The organism is Streptomyces sp. NPDC002935 (genome assembly GCF_040611295.1).
Classification (GTDB): Bacteria; Actinomycetota; Actinomycetes; order Streptomycetales; family Streptomycetaceae; genus Streptomyces.
Genome location: NZ_JBEXNW010000045.1, coordinates 42276 through 68931 on the forward strand (window position 1 = coordinate 42276; position 26656 = coordinate 68931).

16 protein-coding genes, 1 tRNA gene and 1 riboswitch are annotated in these 26656 nt (G+C 72.3%); of the genes, 10 read left to right on the forward strand and 7 right to left on the reverse strand.

Going from position 1 to position 26656, the window contains the following annotated elements; all coding sequences use genetic code 11:
- Positions 1–49: 49 nt before the first annotated feature.
- The 4 genes from ABZX90_RS38790 (at position 50) to ABZX90_RS38805 (ending at position 4124) form a co-directional block, all read left to right on the forward strand.
- A tRNA-Met gene (locus tag ABZX90_RS38790) sits at positions 50–123 on the forward strand.
- A gap of 122 nt (positions 124–245) precedes the next feature.
- Positions 246–1436, forward strand: coding sequence for a PP2C family protein-serine/threonine phosphatase (locus tag ABZX90_RS38795; RefSeq protein WP_355213004.1), 1191 nt, complete (start codon positions 246–248; stop codon positions 1434–1436).
- A 304-nt stretch (positions 1437–1740) separates the two neighbouring features.
- Positions 1741–1899: riboswitch (cyclic di-AMP (ydaO/yuaA leader) on the forward strand.
- Positions 1900–1910: 11 nt separating this feature from the next.
- Positions 1911–2951 (forward strand): M23 family metallopeptidase, encoded by a 1041-nt coding sequence (locus ABZX90_RS38800; RefSeq protein ID WP_351131436.1) that lies wholly within the window; start codon positions 1911–1913, stop codon positions 2949–2951.
- A 228-nt stretch (positions 2952–3179) separates the two neighbouring features.
- Complete coding sequence (locus tag ABZX90_RS38805) at positions 3180–4124, forward strand: aldo/keto reductase (RefSeq protein WP_355213006.1); 945 nt, start codon at positions 3180–3182, stop codon at positions 4122–4124.
- Between the two features lie 64 nt (positions 4125–4188).
- On the opposite strand, the gene ABZX90_RS38810 is transcribed toward ABZX90_RS38805, so the two are convergent.
- From ABZX90_RS38810 to ABZX90_RS38825, 4 genes are all read right to left on the reverse strand, one after another.
- A complete protein-coding gene (locus ABZX90_RS38810; RefSeq protein WP_355213008.1) occupies positions 4189–5517 on the reverse strand; it encodes a PrsW family intramembrane metalloprotease in 1329 nt (442 codons plus the stop codon).
- Between the two features lie 91 nt (positions 5518–5608).
- Positions 5609–6445, reverse strand: a complete 837-nt coding sequence (gene trmB, locus ABZX90_RS38815; protein WP_355213010.1) for a tRNA (guanosine(46)-N7)-methyltransferase TrmB — start codon at positions 6443–6445, stop codon at positions 5609–5611.
- 43 nt (positions 6446–6488) lie between these two features.
- Complete coding sequence (gene lhgO / locus ABZX90_RS38820; RefSeq protein ID WP_355213012.1) at positions 6489–7694, reverse strand: L-2-hydroxyglutarate oxidase; 1206 nt, start codon at positions 7692–7694, stop codon at positions 6489–6491.
- Positions 7695–7883: 189 nt separating this feature from the next.
- Positions 7884–9305 carry an MFS transporter gene (locus tag ABZX90_RS38825; RefSeq protein ID WP_328554689.1) on the reverse strand — a complete coding sequence of 474 codons (1422 nt, stop codon included), beginning with the start codon at positions 9303–9305 and terminating at the stop codon, positions 7884–7886.
- A 939-nt stretch (positions 9306–10244) separates the two neighbouring features.
- Between ABZX90_RS38825 and ABZX90_RS38830 the strand changes: the two genes are divergently transcribed.
- Together ABZX90_RS38830 and ABZX90_RS38835 are read left to right on the forward strand one after the other, a co-directional pair.
- Positions 10245–12338 (forward strand): asparagine synthase-related protein, encoded by a 2094-nt coding sequence (locus ABZX90_RS38830; protein WP_351131442.1) that lies wholly within the window; start codon positions 10245–10247, stop codon positions 12336–12338.
- A gap of 417 nt (positions 12339–12755) precedes the next feature.
- On the forward strand, positions 12756–16385 hold the full coding sequence (locus tag ABZX90_RS38835; protein WP_355213015.1) for a BTAD domain-containing putative transcriptional regulator: 3630 nt from the start codon (positions 12756–12758) through the stop codon (positions 16383–16385).
- Positions 16386–16422: 37 nt separating this feature from the next.
- Here the strand turns inward: ABZX90_RS38835 and ABZX90_RS38840 are convergent, their stop codons facing one another.
- Together ABZX90_RS38840 and ABZX90_RS38845 are read right to left on the reverse strand one after the other, a co-directional pair.
- On the reverse strand, positions 16423–18549 hold the full coding sequence (locus ABZX90_RS38840; protein ID WP_355213017.1) for a sigma-70 family RNA polymerase sigma factor: 2127 nt from the start codon (positions 18547–18549) through the stop codon (positions 16423–16425).
- Positions 18550–18928: 379 nt separating this feature from the next.
- The gene (locus ABZX90_RS38845) at positions 18929–19708 is read right to left on the reverse strand and encodes a helix-turn-helix domain-containing protein (RefSeq protein WP_355213019.1); all 780 of its coding nucleotides are present in this window, start codon (positions 19706–19708) and stop codon (positions 18929–18931) included.
- A 373-nt stretch (positions 19709–20081) separates the two neighbouring features.
- Between ABZX90_RS38845 and ABZX90_RS38850 the strand changes: the two genes are divergently transcribed.
- The 3 genes from ABZX90_RS38850 to ABZX90_RS38860 all read left to right on the forward strand — a co-directional run bounded on the left by ABZX90_RS38850 (position 20082) and on the right by ABZX90_RS38860 (position 24190).
- A complete protein-coding gene (locus tag ABZX90_RS38850; RefSeq protein WP_351131448.1) occupies positions 20082–21446 on the forward strand; it encodes an NAD(P)/FAD-dependent oxidoreductase in 1365 nt (454 codons plus the stop codon).
- Positions 21447–21576: 130 nt separating this feature from the next.
- Positions 21577–23244, forward strand: coding sequence for a SpoIIE family protein phosphatase (locus ABZX90_RS38855; RefSeq protein WP_355213021.1), 1668 nt, complete (start codon positions 21577–21579; stop codon positions 23242–23244).
- Between the two features lie 130 nt (positions 23245–23374).
- Complete coding sequence (locus tag ABZX90_RS38860) at positions 23375–24190, forward strand: methyltransferase domain-containing protein (protein WP_351131450.1); 816 nt, start codon at positions 23375–23377, stop codon at positions 24188–24190.
- A gap of 109 nt (positions 24191–24299) precedes the next feature.
- Here the strand turns inward: ABZX90_RS38860 and ABZX90_RS38865 are convergent, their stop codons facing one another.
- Entirely contained in the window at positions 24300–25574 is a 1275-nt protein-coding gene (locus ABZX90_RS38865) for an MFS transporter (RefSeq protein ID WP_351131452.1), read from the reverse strand.
- 185 nt (positions 25575–25759) lie between these two features.
- Between ABZX90_RS38865 and ABZX90_RS38870 the strand changes: the two genes are divergently transcribed.
- Positions 25760–26308 carry a MarR family transcriptional regulator gene (locus ABZX90_RS38870; RefSeq protein ID WP_351131453.1) on the forward strand — a complete coding sequence of 183 codons (549 nt, stop codon included), beginning with the start codon at positions 25760–25762 and terminating at the stop codon, positions 26306–26308.
- Positions 26309–26656: the final 348 nt, after the last annotated feature.

The following is a 26656-nucleotide window of genomic DNA, read 5'->3' on the forward strand; positions in this document are numbered from 1 at the left end:
AAACGGGTGTGCTTCGGGTCCCGCTAATGGCGTACACTGGTCTTAACGACGCGGGGTGGAGCAGCTCGGTAGCTCGCTGGGCTCATAACCCAGAGGTCGCAGGTTCAAATCCTGTCCCCGCTACTGAAGGCCGAAGGCCGGAACTCGGATTCACGAGTTCCGGCCTTCGGTGTTGTGTCCTCGTGACATCCCCCGGTCGGGCCACAGGGGTCGCCCGCCGCCCCCGCTCCAGGTCTTCTGGACAGGTGGGGCAGCCAGGAGGTGAGCAGCGAACCGGAGAACTCGATGACCGGGCCGACAGGCCGTCGCCCGGTGTCCCCGGGCTCGGGGGCGCTCCGCTTCCCGGTCCGGCGGGAGCGGCTCCCCGCAGGATCTCCTTCGCGCGCACCTTCGTGCGGACCCTGCCCGTGCTGCTCGTCATCGCCGGGATCCTCTACGACTACTTCACGCCGTCGGCCTTCACCGCGGCCCCCCTCTTCACGGCGGCGCCCCTGGTCGCCGCACCCCTCTATTCGCTGCGCGGCACCGTTCTCACCGGCGCTCTCGCCGTCGGCGCGGTGTTCCTGGTCCACTTTCTGCTCGACATCGTCCTGAACGTCGACGCGGTCACCGAATCGGTCACCGTGGCGACGGCCGCCGTCCTCGCGGTCCTCATCAACATCCTCGTCCGGCGGGGCAACGAACGGCTCGCCTCGGTCCGGGAGATCGCCGAGTTCGCGCAGCGTGCGGTGCTGCCCGAGCCCGACGCGCGAATCGACGGCCTCGATGTCGCGGCGCGGTACGAGGCGGCACAGGCGGACGCGTTCATCGGCGGGGACCTGTACGCGGTGCAGGACTCCCCGTACGGCGTGCGGCTGGTCGTCGGCGATGTACGCGGGAAGGGGATGACCGCCGTGGCCGCCGTCGCCGTGGTGATCGGCGCGTTCCGGGAGGCGGCCGAGCAGGAGGCAACCCTGGAGGCGGTCGCGGGGCGCCTGGAGCGGGCGCTGACCCGCCCGGGAACCCGGCACGAGAGCCCCGACGCGTTCGAGGAGTTCACCACCGCCGTCCTCGCCGAGATCCCGCACGACGAGGACTTCGTGCGCATCGTCAACCGCGGCCATCCGCCGCCCCTGCTCCTGCATCCCGACGGCACACTCGTCATGCTCGCCGCCGAGCCCTATGCGCTGCCCCTCGGGATGAGCGAACTGGGAGCCTGGCCCGACCGGGCGGCGGTGGCCCGCTTTCCGCCCGGGGCGACGCTGCTTCTGTACACCGACGGTCTGTCCGAGGCCCGCGACCCCCGCGGGGAGTTCTACGATCCGGCCGCGCGGCTGGCCGGACGGGTCTTTCCCGGCCCCGACGCGCTGCTGACCGCCCTCGCCGACGAGGTCCGCCGGCACACGGGCGGCGCCCTGACGGACGACATGGCGCTGCTCGCCGTCCGGCGCGTTTGAGGTGGGCTCGGCGAGCGGGTCCGCGGGCTGCTCGGGCGGCCGGCGCCCGCAACGCGTACGGCCTTCTCGACCGTTGTCACGAGGAGTGATCGGACGGTGTCCCTCCGCATAACAACTGACACACCGTCAAATGAATCCGTGTCGATGTCACGTGGTCAACTCGCCCGTTTTTCATCCTCCATGACCCCAAAGTCCTGGCCAAAAGGTGTTAATGATCAGTCGGAACATCTTGGAATCCGGTGCCTGGGTCTATTAACGTTCGATAACGCAGCGCGGTCGTCCCAGCCGTCACAAGAGATGGCTCCGTGCGCACGCGCCGAATCCCGCAAGGGAACCGGGGAACCACCAACTTGGGGTGAATCGAGCCTATTTCAACCGTGGAAGCACGGTTGATATACGCGCGTAGGAGACCTTCCTGCTCCGAACCCGTCAGCTAACCCGGTAGGTGGCAAGGAAGGAAAGGAGTGCGCCCACGTGGCGTCCAACCGGCCCGCTCAGCCAACCTCGTTCCCGCCGAATGACACACAGACCTTCGGCTACGCCTACGGCAAGGACGAGGGACCCTGGGAGGAGTGGAACCCCACCGAGGATTCCGTTCTTCCCGTCCGCGGCCGGCACCGCGTAGGCAAGCAGCGCGGTGGAGGACTCGCCCGCAGCTCCACGGTTCTCGGCGTCGGCGTCATAGCCGCCGTCGGCGCGGGTGGCATGGCCACCGCCGCGCCGGGCAAGGCCCCCGTCTCGATCTCGCTGCCCGACCTGTCGTCGGTCACCGAGTCCGCCAAGGCCCTGATCTCCGACGGCGGATCCAGCACCCCCCAGGGTTCCGCGACTCCGCTCACTAGCGCCGGTCTGACCAGCGCCGACACGGCCCAGGGCACCACGGACGCCGGTGAGGCGCTGCGCGCCCGCATCATGCAGCAGGCCGAGTCGCAGCAGAACCAGGTCGACACCGCCGCCCAGCAGGCCGCCCAGGCCGCCGCCGCGAAGAAGGCCGTCGCGCTCGCCGCCAAGCAGCAGGACGACGCGGAGGCCAAGGCCGCCGCCGCGAAGCAGAAGGCGGAGGACGAGGCCAAGGCGAAGGCCGAGGCCGAGCGCCTCGCCGAACTCGCCAAGAGCTACTCGCTGCCGACCTCCTCGTACACCCTGACCTCGACCTTCGGCGAGGCCGGCTCCATGTGGTCCTCCGGCTACCACACCGGACTCGACTTCGCGGCGCCCACCGGCACGCTCATCAAGGCGATCCACAGCGGCACCATCACGGAGGCCGGCTGGGCCGGCTCGTACGGCTACCGCACGATCCTCACCCTCGACGACGGTACGGAGCTGTGGTTCTGCCACCAGTCGTCGATCAGCGTCACCGTGGGCCAGAAGGTCGCAACCGGTGATGTCATCGGACGGGTGGGCGCGACCGGCAATGTCACCGGGCCGCACCTGCACCTCGAAGTGCACCCCGGCGGCGCCGCCACCGGCATCGACCCGATGGCATGGCTCCAGAGCAAGGGCCTCAACCCCTGACCCGCTCGGGCTCCTGACCCGTACGACCTCTGATCCCGCACGACTCCTGGCCGGACGCACGTTCCCGACGCACGTCTCCCCTGGTCTCCGGCGGTCCTGACGACACCCCCCCGACGTCAGGGCTGCCGGTCATGCGCGTGCGGACGAGTGCGCGTATCGGACCCTCGGTACCGACCCTCCGGGGTGAGTGTGGAATACACCCATCCGGTACGGGCGTTGATGTTGTTCATGACTTCTCTTCGCAAGCTCGGCTCGTCCGACCTCGAGGTCTTCCCGCTCTCCCTCGGCGGCAACGTCTTCGGCTGGACGGCGGACGAGGCCCAGTCCTTCGCCGTGCTCGACGCCTACGCGGCCGCCGGCGGCAACTTCCTCGACACGGCCGACTCCTACTCGGCGTGGGTCGAGGGCAACGAGGGCGGCGAGTCCGAGACCATCATCGGCAAGTGGCTGAAGACCCGCGGCAACCGCGCGGACATCGTCGTCGCCACCAAGGTCAGCCAGCACCCCGAGTACCCGGGGCTCTCCGGTGCCAACATCAAGGCCGCGGCCGACGCGTCGCTGCGCCGCCTGGGCACCGACCACATCGACCTCTATTACACGCACTTCGACAAGCCGGAGGTGCCGGTCGACGAGATCATCGGCGCCCTCGACGAGCTGGTGAGGGCCGGCAAGGTGCGGCACATCGCCGCCTCCAACATCTCGCCCGAGCGGCTCCAGGAGTCCCTGGAGTTCTCCGACCGCGAGGGCCTCGCGCGGTACGTCGCGCTCCAGCCGCAGTACAACCTGGTCTCGCGCGGCACCTACGAAGGCGGCCTGAGGGACGTCGCCTCCCGGGCCGGACTGGCCGCCGTCCCCTACTTCGCGCTCGCCTCCGGCTTCCTCACCGGCAAGTACCGCCCGGGCACGACGGTCGACTCGCCCCGGGCGGCGGGTGCGGCCAAGCACCTCGCGTCGGAACGCGGGCCGCGAGTCCTGGCCGCCCTCGACGAGGTCGCCGAAGCCCACGGTGTCGCGGTCCCGACGGTCGCCCTCGCCTGGCTGGCCGCCCAGCCGACGGTCGCCGCGCCGATCGCCTCCGCCCGGACGGTGGAGCAGCTCCCGGCGCTGCTGGGGGTCGCCGACCTGGTCCTGACGGACGAGGACCTGACGCGGCTGTCCCGGGCATCGGCCTGACCACGGGACTGCCGTTGCCACGGCACCGCCGGCGCCGACCGGTGGTGCCGTGGCCGTTCCGCGGCTACGAGCGGTACGGGTTGTACGCGGGATACGGCGTCGGCGCGGCGTACGGCTGGGCGGGAGGGGCGGCGTACCCGTACCCGTGGGCCGGCCAGGGCGGCGGTGCGGGCATCGGCGTCGTCGTGCGGGCCGCGTAGGCGAGGGCCGGGCGGGCGATCTCCCGGCGGCGCCACAGCTCGTCGAGCAACTCGCGCTCCCGTACGACGAAATCGGCGCCCGCGCGACCCAGGCGTCCCCGGTGACGCAGGAACGCAAGCGAGGTCGCGTACGCCTCGTACTCCGCCACCGAGCGCGCCGCGGCCTTCCCGAAGTGGTGGTCGGCGTACTCGCGGGCGAGCCGCCGCGCCCGCATCGAGCCGAGGGCGTACGGCTCGGCCGCGCCCAGCCATCCGGCGACGGTGTACGCGGGCAGTTCCGTGCGCACGGTGCGCAGCTCGCGCTGCCGGGTCCAGACGACCAGCCAGGTCAGCAGTCCGAACGCGGGCACCATGAACGCGGCGTACACCCCGAAGAACCCCCACTCGCCGAAGCCCGACGAGCTGTTCCAGATCGCGTGCATGCCCATCGCGAGCAGCAGTCCGGCGAGGGGGAGCAGTACACGGCGCACATGCTGGCGCTCGGCGGACAGGGCCGCGACGCCGAAGCCGATGCCGGTCAGCACGGTGAACAGCGGATGCGCGAAGGGCGACATCACCACGCGCACGAAGAAGGTCGCGGCGGTGACGGAGGCCAGCCCGCCTGTCCCGCTGAGCTGGTCGGTGCCGAAGGCGGTACCGAGGTAGAGGATGTTCTCGGTGAACGCGAAGCCGGTGGCGGTGACCCCGGCGATGACGACGCCGTCGACGATCCCGGTGAAGTCCCGTCTGCGGAAGAGGAAGACCAGCAGGACGGCCGCCGCCTTCGCCGACTCCTCGACGACGGGGGCTATGACGGTCGCGCCGATCGTGTCGGCGCTGGACGGATCCGCGGTCGCGATCGCTATCCACCGGGTCGCGAAACTGTTGGCGACGATGGCTATGAGCGCGGCCGCGCAGGCGCCCCAGGCGAAGGAGAAGAGCAGGTTGCGCCAGGGGCCGGGCTCCACCCGGTCCAGCCACCGGAAGGCGGCCATGAGCAGCGGCACGGGGAGCACGGCCAGTCCGAGACCGACCAGGAAGCCCTCGGTTCCGGTCTGTTCGCGGACGAGGGCGAGGATCACGAGGCCGGACATCGCCAGCAGGGTGATCAGCGCTCCGTACCGGACCCATCTGCGCTGCCACCAGTGCGGGTGTCTCGGCGCAGGTCCGACGGGGCCGCCGGGCTGGGTCGGGTACGGGGGGTGGATGGCCACGGCATTGACCCTAACGAGGGAGGGCGTGGCCCGCGACGTCTACCGGAGTCGTCCGGGAGTTCCCGGGAGGCGCCGGAGCGATGCGCGCGGGTCAGTGGCCCGGGGCGTGCTGGTCTCGATGCTGTACGCGGCGGAACAGGAGGTCGTTCACCACATGACCCTTGTCCAGTCCCTGGCCCTCGAAACGGGTCAGCGGCCGGAACTCCGGACGCGGCGCGAAACCGCCGTCCGGCCGGGTGTTCTCGAAGTCGGGGTGCGCGCTCAGCACTTCGAGCATCTGTTCGGCGTACGGTTCCCAGTCCGTCGCGCAGTGCACGAGCGCGCCCGGCTTGAGACGGGTCGCGGCGAGATCCAGGAACTCCGGCTGGATCAGCCGCCGCTTGTGGTGCCGCTTCTTGGGCCAGGGGTCGGGGAAGTAGACGCGCAGGCCGTTCAGGGACGCGGGCGGGAGCATCTCGCGGAGCAGGATGATCGCGTCCCCGTTGGCGACCCGGATGTTGGACAGGCCGCTCCGCTCGGCGAGGTTGAGCAGGTTGCCCTGGCCCGGCGTGTGCACGTCCACGGCGAGGATTCCGGTGCCCTGGTCCTCGGCCGCCATCTGCGCGGTGGCCTCGCCCATGCCGAAGCCGATCTCCAGCACCACGGGGCCGTCCGTCCCGAACAGCTCCGCCAGGTCGAGCGTCCGCTGCCCGTCGATGTCCAGACCCCACTTGGGCCACAGCCGCTGCAGCGCGTCTCCCTGTCCGGCCGTCACCCGGCTCCGCCGGGGCTGGAAACTGCGGATCCGCCGCTCGAAGTGCGACCCGGCGGGATCGGGCTGCGGACCGTCGGGGAAGCGGGGCTCGCTCTTGGCGCGGTGGTGACGCAGCGAGCCGTCCTCGGCGGAGGCGGGCCGGGTCTCTTCGGGGGAGTCAAGGAAATCAGACACAGTGGGGTCGATTTTACGGGCGCCGCGGTACGGGGTGGCCCGCTCAGGCGGCCGCCAGTGCCGCCAGTGCCCGGCGGGCGACCTCACGGCCGATCGGGAGCGATGCCGTGGCCGCGGGGGACGGCGCGTTCAGTACGTGCACCGTCCGCGGGCCCTCCTTGATCAGGAAGTCGTCGACCAGCGTGCCGTCCCGCAGGACCGCCTGGGCCCGGACCCCGGCGGCGGCGGGGACCAGGTCCTGCGGGGTCACCGCGGGCAGCAGGCGCCGTACCGCCTCGGTGAACGCCGTCTTCGACACCGACCGGCGCAGCTCCCCGGCTCCGTAGCGCCAGTGCCGGCGCGCTATCCGCCAGGAACCCGGCCAGGACAGGGTCGCGCCCAGCTCCCGGGGCCGGACGGTCCCCCACCCGTATCCCTCCCGGGCGAGCGCGGGGACCGCGTTGGGGCCGATGTGGACCCCGCCGTCGATGCCCCGGGTCAGATGGACGCCGAGGAACGGGAACGCCGGGTCCGGAACCGGGTACACCAGGCCCCGCACCAGCTCCGGCCGCGCCAGCGTGTAGTACTCGCCGCGGAAGGGCACGATCCGCATCCCGGGGTCGTCCCCCGTGAGCCGGGCCAGCTCGTCGCAGTGCAGCCCCGCGCAGTTGACGAGCACCCGTCCGCGGACGATCGTCCCCTCCGCCGTGCGCACGGCGACCCCGAGGCCTGGGCGGCGGTCGGCGCGCACGACGTCCGCCCCGTAGCGGATCTCCGCTCCGGACGCCTCCGCGAGCCGCCGGGCCACCGCCACGTAGTCGCAGATGCCGGTGGTGCCGACGTGGATGGCGGCGAGGCCGCGGACCTCGGGCTCGTGCTCGGAGAGCTGGGCGGGGCCCAGCTCCCTGACCGGAATGCCGTTCTCCCGGCCGCGCTGCACCAGGCCGTGCAGCCGGGGGAGCTCCGACTTCTCCGTCGCGACGATCAGCTTGCCGGTGACGGCGTGGGCGATGTCGTACTCCGCGCAGAACTTGACCATCTCGGTGGCGCCCCGCACCGCGTACCGCGCCTTCAGGGAGCCGGGGCGGTAGTAGATCCCGCTGTGGATCACTCCGCTGTTGCGCCCGGTCTGGTGCCGGGCGGGCCCCGGTTCCTTCTCCAGCACCGTCACCCGGGTGCCCGGCGCCGCGCGCGTGATGGCGTACGCCGTCGACAGGCCGACGATTCCGCCGCCGATCACCAGCACATCGCAGTCGTACGCGCTCCGCATCTGCACCACCTTCCGGCTTCGATAGTGCACTGCACCACTGACAATGCCCGTAAACCCGAGAACCGTGCCCCGCGAACTTTCGGGTCGCGGGGCCGTGGCGCAGGACCGGCGCCGCCACCGGAGCCACCGGCGGCGGTCCCGCGCCGGATCCTTCAGCGACGGTCTCGCGCCAGAGCCCTCAGCGGCGGTCTACGCCGGGGCCATCAGCAGCGGTCGCGCCCGCTCCCGCAGCTCCACCACGCGCGGTTCGTCGCCGTACGGCTCCAGCCGGTGCAGCAGGTCCTTCACGTACTCGGTGGTGCGCGCGGAGGAGATGCGCCCCGCGACCTCCACCGCTCGTACGCCCTGCTCGCACGCCGCGTCCAGATTGCCCGATTCCAGCTCGGCGACGGCCGACACCACCAGGCGCAGCCCGTGCGAGCGTACGAACTCCTCCGTCGGCTTCGACAGCGCCTGTTCGGTGAAGCGGCGCACCTGGCGCGGCGCCTTCAGGTCGCGGTAGCACTCGGCGGCGTCGGCCGCGAAGCGGTCGTACGAGTAGAAGCCGAGCCAGGACGGGTCGTGGTCGCCGTCGCGCGCCCGCTCCAGCCAGCCCTCGGCGGCCTTCAGCGCCGTGCCGGCCGCCTGGGCGTCACCGGCGCGCGCGTGGGCACGTGCCTCGACGAGACGGAAGAAGCTCATGGTGCGGGCCGTGGCGAGACCGCGGTTGCGCTCCAGGGCGGCCTGGGCGAGGTCGACGCCCTCGTCGCCGAAGCCCCGATAGGTCGCCTGGAGGGACATGGAGGCCAGGACGTAGCCCCCGAGGGGCACGTCGGCGGCGGCCCGGGCGAGCCGCAGGGCCTGGATGTAGTAGCGCTGCGCGGCCTCCTGCTGGCCCGTGTCGAAGGCCATCCAGCCCGCGAGACGGGTGAGTTCGGCCGACGCGCCGAAGAGCGCTCTGCCGACCTCGTCGGAGTAGGAGCCGAGCAGCAGGGGCGCCGCCTCGACCCGCAGACACTCGGGCACCATGGACGAACGCCAGTCCCCGCCCCCGTACTTGGAGTCCCAGCGCCTGGCGTCCTCGGCCGCCTCGCGGAGCTTCAGCACATCGCTGTGGCCGACTTTCAGCGGCGCTCCGGAGCCCTCACCGGGGCTCACCTCGCGCGCCACCGAACTGTCGGCCGGGGTTATCAGCCACCGGGATGCGGGCGTCGCGTACGCGCTCACGGCGAAGGAGCCGGCCAGCGACTGCCAGATGCCGCCGCCGGCCCGGCGCCCGGCGAGGTCGAGGCGGTACAGCTCTGTCGCCGACCGCACCGCCTGCCCGACGTCACGGGGGAAGGCGAGGCCCACCTCCGGCGCGGGATCCGCGTCCGCCAGCCCGATCTCGTGGAGCGGCACCGGACGGCCGAGTTTCTGGCCGATGGCGGCCGCGATGAGGTGGGGCGCGGCGCCCTGAGGCACCATGCCCTTCGACACCCAGCGCGCCACCGACGTCTTGTCGTAGCGAAGAGTCAACCCGCGTTGAGCGCCAAGATCGTTGACGCGACGCGCGAGTCCTGCGTTGCTGATTCCCGCGAGGGCGAGAACGGCGCCGAGTTTTTCGTTCGGCCCGCGTTGCTCCCTGGACATGCGCCACCCCTCGACACAGACGGCTGCCGCACTGGCATAACCACGCGGCATTCGTAAACCCAGCGTAGTTCGCCCGATCCCCAGCGTTAAGGGGCGTAGGTCCGGTTGGCGGGATTGTGGTCCGTACGACTGTACGGACGGTCGCGGCGTGCTCCCGTTGTGTGGCTGTGCGCCCGTCCGTGCGCTCTTCTCCGGCCATCGGGGGGAGCGCTTCCATGGAGAGTGCGTGGGTCGGCCCGCTGTACTGGATCCAGTGGGCTGGGGGACACCGCCGCCTACATCCCCGCGGGCGGCGGACCGGTCCGGGAGGCGAACTCCGCCTCCCGGACTGTGCGTTGCCGAAGCGGTGCGCAAGGCCTGTACGGAGCGTGTCCGCACCTGTCCGTCCACTGCCGATTTGGCCGAAAATCGATGGTCGCCCCTGAGGGTGATTAGGGCTCCCACCACGTCAGTTGAGGGCGCGAAGGGCGTCCTGAGGGAGCGTATCGGGGGCGCATTCGCGTCGACCCGCTGGGGTTCGGGTGATGCGCGAGGGGCGGTCGCGAGAGGGGTCGGGGCGCTGGTGGGGCGTCGGCCGCGGGGCTGGCGGGGGTGCCGGCCGGGGTGTCGGCCGGGCTTCCGGGCGGGCGGTCGCGGTGGCGGGCCGGTGCCCTGGAGGTGCCGGGTGCCCCCATCGTGGCGCCCGGTCGGGTTCGGGGCGGGCCGTCGGCGGAGGGCGGATTCCTGTGGCTGCGCGCGGCGGCCGGGTCGCCTCAACGAGCCCTGCCCGAGGGGTATTTGCCCGCCGCGCGGCCGCCCCGCGACGGCGCGGGCATGCGCATGGGGGCGCACTTCGGGGAGCACAAGCCGCCCCAGGGACCCTCCCGCACGCTTCCTTCGTGGCAGCATGGTGCCGAGTTCGTACGGTGCACTGGTTGTCCACAGCCTGTGGAGGCGACGATGCGATGGTTGGTGGGGTGGAGCAGCACCGTCGCCAGAGCGTCCGGGATCGGCTCGGCGGGCACCACGGGGAACAACGGCGAGACTGTGCACCCGGTGGGCTCCCAACTCCTGTGGGGCGACCCCGATCCGCTGTGGGCCGTCGGCGACTGGCGCCCCGACGAGGTGCGCGTGGTGAAGGCCGACGCGCAGAACCGCATCGCCGTCCTCGGCACCTGCGGCGCCTCCGACGAGGAGCTGCGGGTCGGACTGTTCGCCGCGCGCGGCGGGGCACTTCGCCACCTCACCAACTGGTCCGGCAGCTACACCGCGGTCGTCCAGGTCGGCCGCCGGGTGACCGTCTGCGGTGATCTCGCGGGCGCGCGGCCCGTGTTCTACACCCCTTGGGCGGGCGGCACGGCCTACGCGACGGCCGCGCTCCCCCTCGCCGACCTCATCGAGGCCAACCTCGACTTCGGGCACCTGGCGGCGCTGCTCGCCGCCCCCGACGTACCGGCCGCGGTGCACGACTCCACCCCCTACGAGGGCGTGCGCCGCATTCCGCCGGGACACACACTCATCCTGCGCGCCGGGGCGCGCGAGATCGCCGGGTACGAGCCCGTCGCCTCCCTCGCCGTCGCCGCGCCCACCGCCGACCCCACGATCGCCGTGGACGGCGTGAGGAACGCCCTCGTGGAGGCCGTCCGCGCCCGTCTCACCGCGCCCCGCCACGTGCCGGGCACCGATGTGGACCCCGGGCCCGTGCCCGGCATGGGACCCGCCGAGCGGCGCGCCGCGCGCGGGATGCCGGTGCCGGGCATCGGGGCCGACCTCTCCGGAGGGTCCGCCTCGGGCACCCTCGCGCTGCTGGCCGCCGGCCTTCCCGGGGCGCCCGGCACGGTCCTCGGACACGGCACGGGCGCCGGGGAACGGCTCCTGGCGGTGACCTTCAACGACCTCGCCGTGCGGGGGCGCGAGGCCGAACTGGAGCGGGCCGGGACGCTGGCCGCGAATCCCCGGCTGCACCATGTGGTCGTCACCGGGGGCGAAGAGACCCTTCCCTACGCCGACTTGGAGGGGCCGCTGACCGACGAGCCCGGGCCGTCCCTGGTGACATCGGCACGGCACCGCGCGCGGCTCGCCTCCGGCAGCGCCGACCACTTCGCGGGCTACGGCGCGCGGCAGGTGCTGGACGCCCATCCGGCCCGGCTCGCCGACCTGCTCATGGACCGCAAGCGGCGCCATCTGGTGCGGCCCGTCGCCGCGTTGGCGAAGGCCGACGGGTCGGTGATGGTCCCCGCGCGCGTGTACGGCGCGGCGCGCAAGCTCGCCCGTACGCCGTACCGCACCGGAGTCGACAACCTCGCCGACCAGTTGCTGCACCGCCGGTTCGAGGAGCCCGGAGGCGCGGTGGGGGCGTCGCTGGCCGCGCTCGGCTGGGCCCGGCCCGGGCCCGCGGCGCGGTGGCTGACCGGTGAGGCACTGGCTGAAGTATCGGTTCGCCTCCAGGGCGGCGGGGGGCGGCTGAACGTCGGCCCCGGACAGCGGCCGGGAGACTTCCGCGCGCGGGCCGCGCTGGCCCGCCACGCGGCGGACGTACGCGTCCTGGAGCAGGCCGTCGAGATCCGCTTCCAGCGGCTGCACACGCCGTTCCTGGACAACCAGGTCGTCCGGGCCTGCCGTGAGCTGCCGGAGGCGCTGCGGGTGCAGCCGGGGGCGCGGGCCGCGATCCTGCGTACGGTGCTGGAGGGGGCCGGCGTGGCCGATCTGCCCCCCGGGTGGGGGGCTCCGTCCCACGCGTCCTCCGCGGCGGCGGCCCGTACGGGGTTGCGGGTGGCGGTCGATTCCCTGGTCTCCCTGTTCGACACGCCGTTGCTCGCGCAGGCGGGGCTCGTCGAGGCGCGCGTCGTCCGTAAGGCGCTGCGCGCGGCGGCGGACGGGGCGCCGCTGCCCCTCGACGGACTGGCCGATCTCGTCTCGCTCGAACTGTGGCTGCGGCGGTTGCTGGCTCGGCGCGGGACGTGCTGGACGGGGACGCCCGCGCGGCAGCGGGCCGTGCCTGCGGGGATCGTGCCGCAGGGGCGGGCGTTGGGGGCGGCGGCTCGGCAGGGCTGAGCTTTGCCCTTGCTGGGGCTTGTGGGTGCGGGTCCGGTGGGTGGGTCGGGGCCGTGCCGGTACATCCCCGTCCGTCGCCGCTGGATCAGACGTGGGCTATCTGTGCGAACTGCTGCTCGATCCGAACGTAAGCGACGGACATTTGGGATGTACCGGCACGGCCCCTCCCGTGCGTCCTCGGCTGCGGGTGCGATCTCGCCTTTCGGCTCCGGGGAAAGATTCAGCCCCTCCGGCGTTTGAGGAGCGGGGTCTGGGGCGGGAGCCCCAGGGGTGGGAAGGGTAGGGGCGGAGGGGGCGAAAGACGGTTGTTGCTGTGCCGGGGTGCAGGGGAGCTCGGGGGAAGTGAGTGAGGGCGCGGGCGGCCTCGCCGGGGGTGAGGCGGTGCCCCGGAGCGGGCAGGGCGGTGAGAATGGGGGCGTGCGGTACAGGATTCTGGGGGTTGCCCAGGTGGAGAACGACCGGGGGGCCCTGGTCACTGTGGGCGGCCCCCGGGTACGCGCGCTGCTCACAGCGCTGGCCTGCCACCCCGGCGGCACCACCACCCCGGACACCCTGATCGACGAGGTGTGGGCGGACGACCCTCCCCAGGACGCCCCCGCCGCACTGCAGGCACTGGTCGGCCGCCTCCGCCGGGCCATCGGGAAGGACACGGTCACCTCGGAGGCCGGCGGCTACCGGCTCCGGGCCGCCAAGGACGACGTGGACCTGTTCGTGTTCGAGCGGCTCGTCACGGAGGGCAGGACCGCGCTCGACCACGGCGACGCCGCCACCGCAGGAGCCCGCCTGGGCGAAGCCCTCGCCCTGTGGCGCGGCCCCGCCCTCGCGGACCTCCCCGACCGCACCGCCGCGACCCGCCCGGAGGCCCTGCGCCTGGAGGCGACGCGCAGCCGCGTCGAGGCGGACCTGCGACTCGGCCGCGCCTCCGACGTCGTACCGGAGCTGAAGGAACTGACGGCGGCGCATCCGTACGACGAGGCGCTGCACGTTCTGCTCATCCGCGCCCTGAGCGAGGCGGGCCGCGGTGCCGACGCCCTGGCCGCGTACGAGGAGGTGCGCCGCGCGCTGATGGACGGTCTGGGCGCGGATCCCGGGCCGGAACTCCGCGCCCTGCACGCCGCATTGCTGGACCCGAGGGACACGCGCGGGCCGCAGGGTCCCGGGTCCCGCACGGGCGGGGCCGTGCCGTCCGGCCCGGCCCCCGGCCTCAGCTCCGCGGATCCCTCCCGCGCTCAGCGAAACGGCAACATTCGTCCCCGTCTGAACTCGTTCGTGGGGCGGGAACGCGAGCTCGGGGCCATCCGTTCGGATGTGCGGAGGGCCCGCCTGGTCACGCTGACCGGACCAGGTGGTTCGGGAAAGACCCGCCTCGCCGAGGAAGCCGCCGCCGGGCTTTCGCAGGCGTGGCTGGTCGAGCTGGCCCCGCTCGACCGGCCCGAGGCGGTCCCGGGTGCGGTGGTCAGCGCCCTCGGTCTGCGCGAGACCGCGCTGATCACCAACGAGATGGCGGTTCCGCAGGACGACCCGGTCGCCCTGCTCGTCGAGTACTGCGCCCCGCGCAGCCAGCTCCTGATCCTTGACAACTGCGAGCATGTCATCGGCGCGGCGGCCGAACTCGCCGAGACGCTGCTGACCCGCTGCCCGGGGCTCACGATCCTCGCCACCAGTCGTGAACCCCTCGGCGTCCCCGGCGAGTTGGTGCGTCCGGTCGAGCCGCTCCTGCCCGATTCCGCGCGCCGCCTCTTCACGGAGCGAGCCTCGGTCGTGCGCCCCGACGCCGACGCCGCGCTCCACGACTCCGCCGCCGTGGACGAGATCTGCCGCCGGCTCGACGGCCTGCCCCTGGCCATCGAGCTGGCCGCCGCCCGGTTGCGGCTGCTCACCCCGCGTCAGATCGCCGACCGGCTCGACGACCGCTTCCGGCTGCTCACCTCCGGAAGCCGTACGGTGCTGCCCCGCCAGCAGACCCTGCGGGCCGTCGTCGACTGGTCCTGGGACCTGCTCGACGAGCGGGAGCGGACGGTGCTGCGCGAGGCGTCGGTGTTCGCGGGCGGCTGGGACCTGGCGGCCGCGGAGGCCGTGTGCACCGGTCCCGCGGCCGACCTCATCGGCGCGCTCGTCGACAAGTCCCTCGTCGTCGCGACCCCGGAGGGCGCCGATGGCACGGAGAGCGTTGAGTACGACTTCGGCGTCGGCGTCGATGTCGGTGGAAGCGGCAGCGTCGGCGGCGGGATGCGCTATCGCATGCTGGAGACCATCCATGAGTACGCCACCGAACGCGCTGCCGAGGTTCCCGAGCGGCGTGCCGCTGCCGAGCGGCGCCACCGCGCGTGGGTGCTCGCCCTCACGGAGGAGGCCGAGCCCCAACTGCGATCGGCCCGCCAACTCCCTTGGATCCGGCGCCTGGAGACCGAGCTCGACAACATCAGGGCGGCCCTCCATCGCACGCTTGTCGCCCGTGACGAGGAAGAGGCGGGCGGGCTGGTCCTCGCCATGGGCTGGTTCTGGTGGCTGCGCAACTTCCGTCGCGAGGGCACGGAATGGACCGAACTCGTCCTGAAGCTGGGGACGTTGCTCGCCGCACCGACCGGTGGCCGTACGGCGGCCGACGGCTCCACCGCGATCGGCGGTGACACGGGCGGCGGCAGCCAGGGCGATTTCGGCAGCGGCTTCGCCAGCGACTTCGGAAACAGAAGCCATGGCGGTGGCGGGCGTCCCGCCGCGCGTGGCTCCGCGGTCACCGCTGCCGACGCGGAGGCGGCCGTCGGCGCCGCGTCCACCACAGGTGCTGCCGTTGCTGCCGGTGCTGCCGGTGGTACCGGCGATGGCCTCCTTCCCGAGCTCGACGGCGTCGATCCGATCGCCGCCTTCCTCGATCACCCCGAGCGCGACGAGCGGCACCCGCTGCGGGCCATGCGGATGCGGCTGCGCATGCTTCACCTGTTCATGAAGGTGGACGTCATCCCGCTCGACGAGTGGGACGACGGGCGGTTGCGGGAGTACGTCGGGCGGGTGCGGGCCGCCTTCGAGAAGGGTGGTCCGGACGCTGCGCGCATGCCGGGGATCATCTGGCCGCTGACCGCGCACTTCCTGGGCAGTATGGGCGACATGCGGTCCGCGATGGACGAGACGGTCGCCAACTGCCGTGAGTACGGCGGCGAATGGGAGATCGGCGTCGCCCTGATGTTCCGTACGCACATGGTCGTCGACACCCCGGGCGGGATGCCCGGGGTGGACGAGGACCTGGCGGAACTGCGCGAGATCAGCCGACGGGTGGGGGACCGCTGGATGCGGGCCCAGGTGTGCAGCGCGGCCGGTGAGGCGGCGATGGCGCGCAGCCGGTTCGACGAGGCGAAGGGCGAGTACACGGAGGGGCTGCGGCTCGCCTACGAGGTGGGGGCGTACGCGGAGGTGCCCTTCCTCATGGCTCGGCTGGCCGAGATCGCCTACCGCGCGGGGGAGCGGTCCGTTGCCCTGGCCACCCTGGACGAGGCGAGCGACGCCGCCGACCTGTACGGGGTGATCGACTCCCGGGCGTTCGTTCATCTGCTGCGTGCCCAGATGGTCCTGGACGAGGGGGAGGTCGGCCTCGCGCGCGAGCTGTGCGAGAAGGCGCGTGAGGAGAGTTCCCGGGGTACCCCGCCACCGCAGTTCATGGCGGCGCTGAACTGGGTCGACGCCCTTGTCACGGCCGCCGAGTCCGGCCCGGTGCCGGGCCTGCGGAAGCTGAACGCGGCCGTGCGGGAGGCGATCGACGAGCGGTGCGCCGATGTGGTGGCGGCGGGTCTCGTCGAAGTCGCGGCGTGTCTCCTCGCCGAGGTGGACGCCCACCCGGTGGCGACCCGGCTGCTGGCCGCCGGCACCCGCTGGCGCGGAGGAGACCTGCGTCCCGCCCGTGAGAGCGCCGATGTCCGGCGCAGCGAAGCTGCGGCCCTCGCGGCGCTCGGTCCGGACCGCTACGAGTCCGAGCGGGCCAGGGGTTCCGGCTACACCCAGGAAGAGGCACTGAGCGACCTGGCCGAAGCGATCGAGGCGTACGCCGTCGAGTAGGCGTCACCCGTTCCTCGGGTCGGGCACCTCGGGATGTTCACCGGCACAGGAACTTCGACTCCGCCCAGTCCCCCAGCGCCGCCGCTCCGAACGCGGTGTGGGGTTCGACGACGAGCCGGACCGTCCGGTGGCCGGTGAGGTTCACATGGACGGGGACCGCCTCGTCGCCGCCCTCGATCAGCGGCGACTGCCACAGGGGAGACCCGTCCGCGTAGACGGAGAACCGCACCTTGCCCAGGCCCATCGTCAGGTCGTCGACACCGACCATCGCGTCGTACGAGGTGCAACTGCGGTTGAGGTCGATGGTGACGGAGGACCGGCCGTGGACGGTCACGCCGTGCGCGTACCGTGTGTCCGCGATCTTCATCCCGTGGCGCTGCCAGACCCAGCTGCTCTCGCCCAGCCGCATCTCCGGCCTGGTGTGGTCGCCGTTGACGTCGTACTCCAGCTCGCTCCACTGGTAGACGACCGGGGCGGGCGGGGGAGGAGTCGCCGGGGCCGGCGTGGGCTTCGGTTCGGGCTTCGGCGGGGTGGGCTTCGGCGCTGGAGGCGGTGTCGGCGTCGGTGTGGGGGGCGGGTTCGGGGTCGCCCTGGGCGTCGGTTTCGGGGTGGGCTTCGGCGCTGTCGAGGGGGCCGGTGTGGGTGCCTCCCTGCGGACCACCACCGGCGGGTTGGGCGCGGGGGACTTCTTGGGCGGCTTCGGCGACGGCACCGGCGCCTCGACAGCGGGTGAGGCGGCCGGTTTGGCCTCGGGGTGCCGGGCGGGGCTCCCGTCGCCGCCCAGGGCGAGCGCCACCGCCGCCGCGGCCACCGCGACGACACCCGCCGCGATACCGGCTTTGACCGGCGCGCCGATTCCCTCGGAGACCGCGGCGCCGCCTCCGGCGCTCGCTCCTCCCGAGCCGCCGCCCGCCGCGGCCGCCGCGCCCGCGGCTCCGGCCGCGCCCGCTCCGGCACCGCCGGCGATGAGCGCGACGGCCTTCGCGTATCCGGCGGCACCGAACCAGCCGATGACCGCGACCGGCACGACCGCGGGGATCCCGCCGGCGACTTCCTTGATCTGGCCCGCGGCCAGGCGGCACCTGGCGCACTCCTCCAGGTGCTTGCGCAGCCCCCGTTCCGCACGGGTGCGCAGGCCGCCGCGGGCGTAGGCGCCGAGCCGGTCGGCGTAACGCGCGCACTCCTCGTCCATGGTCAGTGTGGTGCTGACATGCGCCTGGAGGTAGGCCTGTTTGAGGCCCTCGCGGGCGCGACTGGCGAGCACACGGGTGCCGTTGGCGTCGAGGCCGAAGAGCGTGGCCACCTCGCTCGGGGACTCGTCCTCGACCTCGGTGTGCCACAGCACGGCCTGCCAGCGCTCCGGCAGCGAGCGGAAGGCCCGCATGGCCATGGACTGCTCGGCCTCGTGCATCGCGCGCACGTCCGCGCCGAGGTCGAGGGAGTCGTCGTCGGAGACCTCGGACCCGCGGACGGCCTGCGCGGCGAACACCGCGAAGTCGTCGACCAATTGCTCACGTTTGGCCGTCTTCATCCAGTTCGCGGCGACCCTGCGGACGGTGGTGAGGAGATACGCGCGCACGGCGTGCTCGGGGCCGCTGCCACCGCGTACGGCTTGGAGCATGCGGGCGAACACCTCGGCCGTGAGGTCGTCGGCGGTGTGCGAGTCACGGCAGCAGGTGCGGGCGTAACGGCGGACGGCTTCGGCGTGCCGGCGGTACAGCTCCTCGTACGCCGTGTCGTCGCCCGCGCGCATCCGCTCGATCAGACCGGCGTCGGGGGGCGGCAGGTCCACCGGGGGCGGCAGGTCCCTGGGGGGCGGCAGAACGGTGCCCTCGCGGCGGTCCCACCGGTCGCGCTGCGAAGGCACGCTGGGGTCGACCGCGCCGATGCCCTTGGAGGGAACCGCGTCCGAGGAGGGACCGGTGTCCGAGGAGGGACCGGGGTCCGAGGAGGCACCGGGGTCTGATGTGGGGTCGGGGTCCGAGGAGGGACCGGTGTCGGAAGCGGGCGCTTCGCCGGACACGGCGCCCGGCGGAGGGGATTTCGGGCTTCCACCGTGCGGGCCGCCCTGGCTCGGCACCTGCCGCGACGGTGAGCCGCCGGTTTCCGTGCCGCCGTCGGCGCCACCGTCACCGAGTGACTCGTCCCGCCCGTCAAAACTCATCGCGGAAAGCCCCCGCCTGCACACTCGGACCCGAATACCGGGACAGAGTGCCACAGGCTCCCCGAGCGAGACCTCCTCGTACGGACCAACCACTCGTCCGAGGGGATTTATCGCTCGGCAGTGCTAATCGTCACTCGTTCGGGGAATGCTCAACGGCCGCCGTGCACAAGGGAGTTGCCGTTGTGTACCGGAACGACCGTGTATCGGAACGACCGTCTACCGGAACGACGGCGTGACCGCATGACAGGACGAGGCTCCCGGTGCGCGAGTGACATCGCACTCGCGCACCGGGAGCCTCTGTGTGCTCGGGAACTTCCCCGCGCTCGGGAACTCTTGCGCGGTCGGAACACCTCCGTGCCGTGGTGGCCTCCCGTCCGGTTTACGCCGGACGCGAGCGCAGGCCCTCCAGCAGGATGTCGAGGAGCCGGGCCGAGGCCGCCGCCTGCTGGGCCGCGTCCGGCAGCGAGGGCGCCGCCGTCGCGATGACCAGCAGCACGTCCGCCACGGTGACATCGGCGCGCAGCTCGCCCGCCGCGCGCGCCCGGTCCACCAGTCGGCCGACCACCTCGAGCAGCGCCGCCGCGCCGGCGTCGTCCACCGCAGGGAGCACCGACTCGGCCTCGGAGGCGGGCCGCTGCTCCACGAGCCGCAGCTCGGGTGCGAGCTGGGACCGCTGCTGCGGCACCCGTGCCTCGTCCGCCCCGGCCGCGTCCTCCGCGACGCCGACCCGCAGCACCTGCGGCGGCAGCAGCCGTCCGGCGCCCGAGGCCACCGACGTCCGCAGGAAGCGCGAGAGCGCCGACCACGGCTCGTCCTCCTGGCCGAGCGCGGCGCGGGCCTGGTCGGTCAGCCGGGAGGTCTCCTCCTCGGCTATCCGGCGCACCAGGACGTCCTTGCTCGGGAAGCGCCGGTACACCGTGCCGACGCCGACCCTCGCGCGTCGTGCGACGTCCTCCATCGGCGCGCCGTAGCCCAGCTCGCCGAAGACCTCGCGCGCCGCGCGCAGTACGTGTTCAAGATTGCGCTGTGCGTCCACCCGCAGCGGCGTCGTGCGCGGTCCGTCCACCGGACCACGGCCGTTGCCGCCGGTCGCCGCGCCGATCGCACCACCGGGTGCGATGGCAGACGCGGAAGACCAATGAGAGTCCTGAATGTGCATAAGCGTTCCCCCGGTAATGACGTCTCCCCCCGGAGACTCTCCCCGCCATCGAAAGCCGGAGCGTGTGGAACAAGCTTGTGCACGAGTCCGTCGCGCGGACTCGCCGAGCGCATCCCCCTACACCCCGTCGACACACGAACATAGTTGAGAGGGGGTCAATTCAGAAGGGGCAGGTTCCGCACGGAGCGCCCCCCGATCGGAGTACGGGCCGCTTACGTCCCGGTTGCGCCCCCTCCGAGTACCCCCCTCACCCACCCTGACCTGCGCTTCTTTCATGGACTCCGGCAAATCGGCCAACCCTGCACGTTGTCGGCGACCGGTCACACAAATTGCTGGGGCTGTGGACAAACTCCGGAGAGAGGTGCGTCATGGGATGGTGAAGGAACGTGCGCGCATTCTCATCGTCGGCGGCGGCTACGTCGGGATGTACACCGCTCTGCGCCTCCAGCGGCAGTTGAAGTCCGAACTGAAGACGGGCGAGGTCGAGATCACGGTCGTCTCACCCGACCCTTATATGACGTATCAGCCGTTCCTTCCCGAAGCCGCCGCGGGCTTGATCTCGCCGCGCCACGTGGTCGTTCCGCTGCGCAGGGTCCTCGGCCGGTGCCGGATCATCATCGGTGAGGTCCAGTCGATCGACCACGCCAAGCGCACCGCGACGTTCACCACGCTCGCCACCGAGGAGGAGGGCGCGGGCGCGGAACAGATCACGTACGACGAACTCGTGCTCGCCCCCGGCTCGATCGCGCGCACCCTGCCGATCCCCGGGCTCGCCGAGTACGCCATCGGCTTCAAGACGGTCGAGGAAGCCATCGGCCTGCGCAACCACGTCATCGAGCAGATGGACATCGCCTCCTCCACCCGCGACCCCGCGATCCGCGACGCCGCCCTGACCTTCGTCTTCGTAGGCGGCGGCTACGCCGGTGTCGAGGCGCTCGGCGAGCTCGAGGACATGGCCCGCTACGCCGCGCGGTACTACCACAACGTCAAGCCCGAGGACATGAAGTGGATCCTCGTCGAGGCCTCGGACCGGATCCTGCCCGAGGTCGGCGAGGAGATGGGCAGGTACACGGTCACCCAGCTGCGCCGACGCAACATCGACGTACGCCTGGAGACCCGCCTCAACAGCTGCGCGGACCGGGTCGCCGTCCTCAGTGACGGCGCGCGTTTCCCCACGCGCACCGTCGTGTGGACGGCCGGCGTGAAACCGCACCCCGTCCTCGCCGCGACCGACCTCCCCCTGAACGAGCGCGGCCGCCTCAAGTGCACCCCGCAACTCGCCGTCGACGGCGCCCCGCACGCGTGGGCCGCCGGGGACGCCGCCGCCGTACCGGACGTGACCGCGGAGCCCGGCAAGGAGACCGCGCCCAACGCCCAACACGCCGTGCGCCAGGCGAAGGTCCTCGGCGACAACCTCGCGCACACCCTGCGCGGCGAGCCCCTGGACACGTACTCCCACAAGTACGTCGGCTCCGTCGCGTCCCTCGGGCTGCACAAGGGAGTCGCGCACGTCTACGGCCGCAAGCTGAGGGGCTATCCTGCCTGGTTCATGCACCGCGTCTACCACCTCAGCAGGGTGCCGACCTTCAACCGCAAGGCCCGTGTACTCGCCGAATGGACCCTGGCGGGTCTCTTCAAGCGGGAGATCGTGTCCCTCGGTTCGCTCGAACACCCCCGTGCGGAGTTCGAACTGGCGGCCGGGGGAAAGCCTCCTACCGACCCGAAGGGGTCGTCCTGACCGGACCGAGGAACTCCACCGGCATGGACTGCGTCTGAAGGATGTCGGCCCGGTCGGTCAGACTGCCAGACAGGTCCACGACTTTGGGCGGGTGAACCGCTCGCCCTTCTAACACGAGGCTTTCCCCACTGTGAACTTCACGCGCTGGAGCGCCCGGCTCCCCGGAACGCAGCGCCGCGCCGCAGCGCGGACCGAGCACACGGCCGCGCACACGGCCGCCCCGGACCGGCGCGGGGAAGGCTCCGTCCCGGCTGCCCGCGTCGAGCAGCTGACCGATGACGCCCCGCCCGGGCTCGCCGTCGACGAACTGCCGGTGCGCGCGGTCCTCGACCGCGTCCCAGCGCTCGTCGCCCTGGTGCACGGCCCCGAGCACCGCGTCTCCTACGTCAACGACGCCTACACGGCGGCCTTCGGCGCCCGCCCCGTCGGCGAGCCCGCGCGCGAGGCACTGCCCGAACTGGACGAACTCGGCCTGCTGCCGCTCCTCGACCAGGTCCTGCGCAGCGCCAAGCCCCGCACCGTCAAGTCCCGCAAGGTGTCCACCGGCCGCTCCTACACGTTCACCTGCACCCCCGTCGACACCTCCCCGGAGGACCACGGCCGCGGCGTACTCGTCTTCGCCACCGACGTCACCGACCACGCCGAGGCCGCCGAGCGGCTGCGCGCCAGCGAGCGCCGCCAGCGCGAGACCGCCGTCACCCTCCAGCGTTCCCTGCTCCCACAGGAGTTGGAGGAGCCCGACGACCTTCGTATCGCCGCCACCTACCTGCCCGGCGGCACGGAGGCGGCGGTCGGCGGCGACTGGTACGACGTCATCACCCTCGGCGGCGGCCGCACCGCCCTCGTCATCGGCGACGTCATGGGCCGCGGGGTCCGCGCGGCGGCCGTCATGGGCCAGCTGCGCACCGCCGTCCGCGCGTACGCCCGGCTCGACCTGCCGCCGCACGAGATCCTGCAGCTCCTCGACGGCCTCGCCACCGAGATCGACGCCAACCAGATCGCCACGTGCGTGTACGCCATCCACGACCCGAACGAGGGCCGGCTGGTGTACGCCTCCGCCGGGCACCTGCCCATCCTGGTCCGCGACGAGAACGGCACCATCCACCGTGCCGACGAGCCGACCGGGCCGCCGCTCGGCACCGGCGGCTGGCTGCACGCCTCCGGCTCGGTGCCCCTTGGCCCCGGCTCCACCGCGGTCCTCTACACGGACGGTCTGGTCGAGCGCCGCGACGAGGACCTCGACGAGGGCATCGCCTCCCTGGAGCGTGCCCTGGCAGGCGCCACGGGCACCCCTCAGGTGATCTGCGACCGTCTGGTCCGCGCGGCCGGCGTCACCGCCGACCACGACGACGACGTCGCCGTCCTGGTCCTCCAGCACCCCTCCCGTACGGGCCCCGACGGCGAGCTCTTCCGCAACGCCGCCCTGGAACTGCTCGGCGGAGTGGAAGCGGCCCCCCGCGCGCGTGCCTTCGCCTCCGGAGTGCTGGCCAGCTGGCGGTTCCCGGCCGATCTGCACGACCTCGGCGTCCTGGCCGCAAGCGAGCTCGTCGCCAACTCCCTCCAGCACGGCACCCCGCCGATGCGGCTGCGGCTGCGCCGTACCGACCGCCGCCTGATCATCGAGGTCACCGACGGCGACGACCACCTGCCGCGCCGCCGCCGCGCCGAGCCCGCCGACGAGACGGGCCGCGGCATCGCGATCGTGGCCACGATCGCCTCCAGCTGGGGCTCCCGCCGCACACCGGGCGGAGGCAAGGCGGTCTGGTGCGAGTTCGCGCTCCCGCGCCCGGGGAGCTGACTCCGCGGATGAATCCGGGCGACGCCGCGCCTCCGGGCCTCGTGCGGCCGGACCCCGGACCCCGGGTGTCTCCTGGCCGCACTCCGCGCGTCCCCTGGCCGAGCGCGCCGCCCGGTGCTAAGAGCTCCCCATGGCAGACGAATCGGGCTTTCAGCTCAAAGGAAGTGCTCCCGAGCGCTACGAGCGGTACGCCGCGCCGTTCATGACGCCCTTCGTGGACGCGATCCTGGACGCGGTCGACCTGTTCCCCGGCGCCAGAGTGCTCGACCTGGCCTGCGGCACCGGGTTCGCGGCCCGCGCGGCGGCGGCCCGGGTCGGCCCGGCGGGCCGGGTCTCGGGGGCGGACGTCAACGCGGGCATGATCAGGGTGGCCGGGGAGCACGCGCCCCGCATGTATCCGGACATCGACTTCACCGTGGCCCCCGCGGACAAGCTCCCCTACGAGGACGCGACCTTCGACGCGGTCGTCTGCCAGCAGGGCGTCCAGTTCTTCTCCGACCTGGACACGGCGTTCGCCGAGACGGCCCGCGTGACCCGCCCCGGCGGCCGCTTCGCCGCCACCGCGTGGGCCGCCAGGGAACTGATCCCGTACTTCGTCGCCCAGTACGAGGCCGTCGCGGAGTACGGCGGCCCGGAGATCGCCACGGACTACGAGGGCGCCTTCTCCGGCACCCCCGAACGTCTCTCCGCCGCCCTGCGCGGCGCCGGCTTCCACGACGTCGCCGTCGACCAGGTCGGCTTCGGCATCGCCTTCCCGCCCCTCGCCGCGTACGCCCCCGGTCAGCTCTCGTCCACATCCTGGGGACAGGCGATCGTCGACACCGCGGGCGAGGACGCCCTCCTTCGCGCGGGCCGGGCCATCCACAGCCGCCTCGCCGACCGCACCGCCCCCGACGGCAGCGCGACCCTCCCCTTCACCGCCAACCTGCTGACCGGCATCCGCTGACACCCGCGACCGCCCACACGAAACGGCCGCCACCACGTCGCAACGTGATGGCGGCCGTCGTACGTCCGTCCGTGTTCTGTACTTGTCCGTCCGCCGGTCCGCCGGTCCGTCAGGCGCTCGCCGGCACGGGCTCCGCAGGAGCCCCGCCGTGCGCGACCACACGGCTCCGCGCGAGCGACGGCTGATTCTGTACGGGGGTGAGCTGCCGCCCGAGCCGCACGGCCAGCACGGTGATGCCGAGCGAGAAGAGCAGGAACGTCACGACGTACGGGCCGTGCAGTGAGGCACCCATCGGGCCGCCCACCGCAGGACCGATCGCCAGCGCGAGCTGCTTCACCAGGGCGAAGGCGGAGTTGTACTGGCCCGCCATGCCCGTCGGCGCCAGATCGGCGACCAGCGGCGCGATCGTCGGCGACAGCATCGCCTCACCCAGCCCGAAGAGCGCGTACGTCGAGACGAAGGCCGCCGTGGCCATGGTCTGGCTGCCGTGACCGAGGCCCGCGTACCCGGCCGTCAGCCAGGCGACGGCCCAGATGAGCCCGACCGCGGCGATCACCCGGGACCGCTTCCGGCGCTCGACGAACTTCAGCACCGCGAACTGCGCGACCACGATCATCGCCGTGTTCGCCGCCATCGCCGTGCCGAGCGCGGACGTGGAGATCCCGGCCGCCTCGACGCCGTACGCGGAAAGCCCCGACTCGAACTGCCCGTAGCAGGCGAAGAACAGCACGAATCCCAGCACGGACAGCTGCACCATGGCCCGGTTGCCGAGGAGCTGCTTCCAGCTCCCGCCCCTGGCCTGCGGCGTGTCCCCCGTGATCCGGGGCGCGTGCGGCATCCGTACGGTCGCCATGATCACGACCAGCACCAGGAACATCGCCGCCTCGATCGCGAACAGCAGCGTGAAGGAGCTCGCCCGGTTCGGGTCGACGATGTGACCGCCGATGAGACCGCCGACACCGAGGCCCAGGTTCTGCAGGAAGAACTGTGTCGCGAAGGCGCGCGACCGGGTGTCCGCCGTGGAGCAGTCCACGATCATCGTCGCGAGCGACGGCTGCATCACGGCCTGACCGGCACCGAGCGCCGCCGCGGACAGCACCACGGTGGTCGCGCTGTTCGCCAGCCCGAGGCTCAGCGCTCCGAGTGCGGCGGTGACCAGGGCGGCAAGCAGGACCGGCAGCGGGCCGCGCCGGACGATCGCCCGCCCGGCGAGCGGTAGCACGACGAGAGCGGCCACGGCGAAGACGGCGAGCACGATGCTCGCCGTCATGGAGCCGAGTCCCCGCACCTGCGCCACATAGACGTAGAGGAAGGGGACGGTAAAGCCGAGCCCGAACGCGCTGAGTGCGTTGCCCACGTGGATCCGGCGCATCGCTGCGCCCATCGCCCTGGTCACTTTCACCTGCCTTGGTCGTGAAGCCGTGGCGGCCCGCCCGTGCCCGGCAGCGTGTTCGCAACACGTTCGCTGTGCATGGATGCAGGCCTGAAGACTTCGAAGCTAAAGTTAGATGTTGAACTGTACACCTCGAAGGACTTCAACGCCAAGCGGTGTCATGCGATACTCGGGCCATGGGCGATACCCCCGGCGTCAGTGAGCCGACACTCGAAGAACAGATCGCCGCCTATCAGCGCGAGTTCCAGGACCTCGACCCGCAGGTCGAGAAGATCGTCTCGGCGCTGTCCCGCCTCAACCGGCGGATGAACGTCGCCTACGGCCGCCAGACCGCCGCGCTCGGCATCAGCAACGCCGAATGGGAGGTCCTGAAGGCGCTTGTCCTCGCCGGCGCCCCGTACCGCCTCGGCCCGAGCGAACTCGCCAAGCGCCTCGGCCTCACCCCGGCCGCCATGACCCACCGCATCGACCGCATGGTCGCGGAGGGCCTGGTCACCCGGGAGCGCGACGAGTCGAACCGCGTGCGCGTCATCGTCGAGCTGACGGACGAGGGGCGCGAGAAGTGGCTTGAGGCGATGCGCCTCGCCACGGTCTTCGAGGAGGACCTGCTCCAGGACCTTTCCGCCGAGGACAGGGGTGTCCTGGGCGAGGTCCTGACCCGTCTTCTGCGACGGGTGGAGGACGCCCAGCCGGACGCGGGCGGTCGGCTCAGCGACCTCGATTAAAGATCTTGACAGGGGAGGTTGACACTGCCCTGGCGGATCCGTAAGGTTCTTCGAGTTGCCACGGGGCCGGAACGGTTCTGCGGTGACACCTCCGCCGCTGATGCGGCACTCAAACCACCAGCACGATCTCCCAACCGGGTCTAATTCGGCATGCCCGAATTCAATTCGATTTGGACACGGCAGCCCGATTAGGAACTGCCGGGAGGATCCGCTAAAGTTTGAGACGTCGGAACGGCCGAACAGCCAGGAAGACAAGCCCCGCTGACTGGGAGTCAGGCCCGAAAGGATCTGATAGAGTCGGACTCGCCGGAAAGGGAAACGCGGAAGCGGGAACCTGGAAAGCACCGA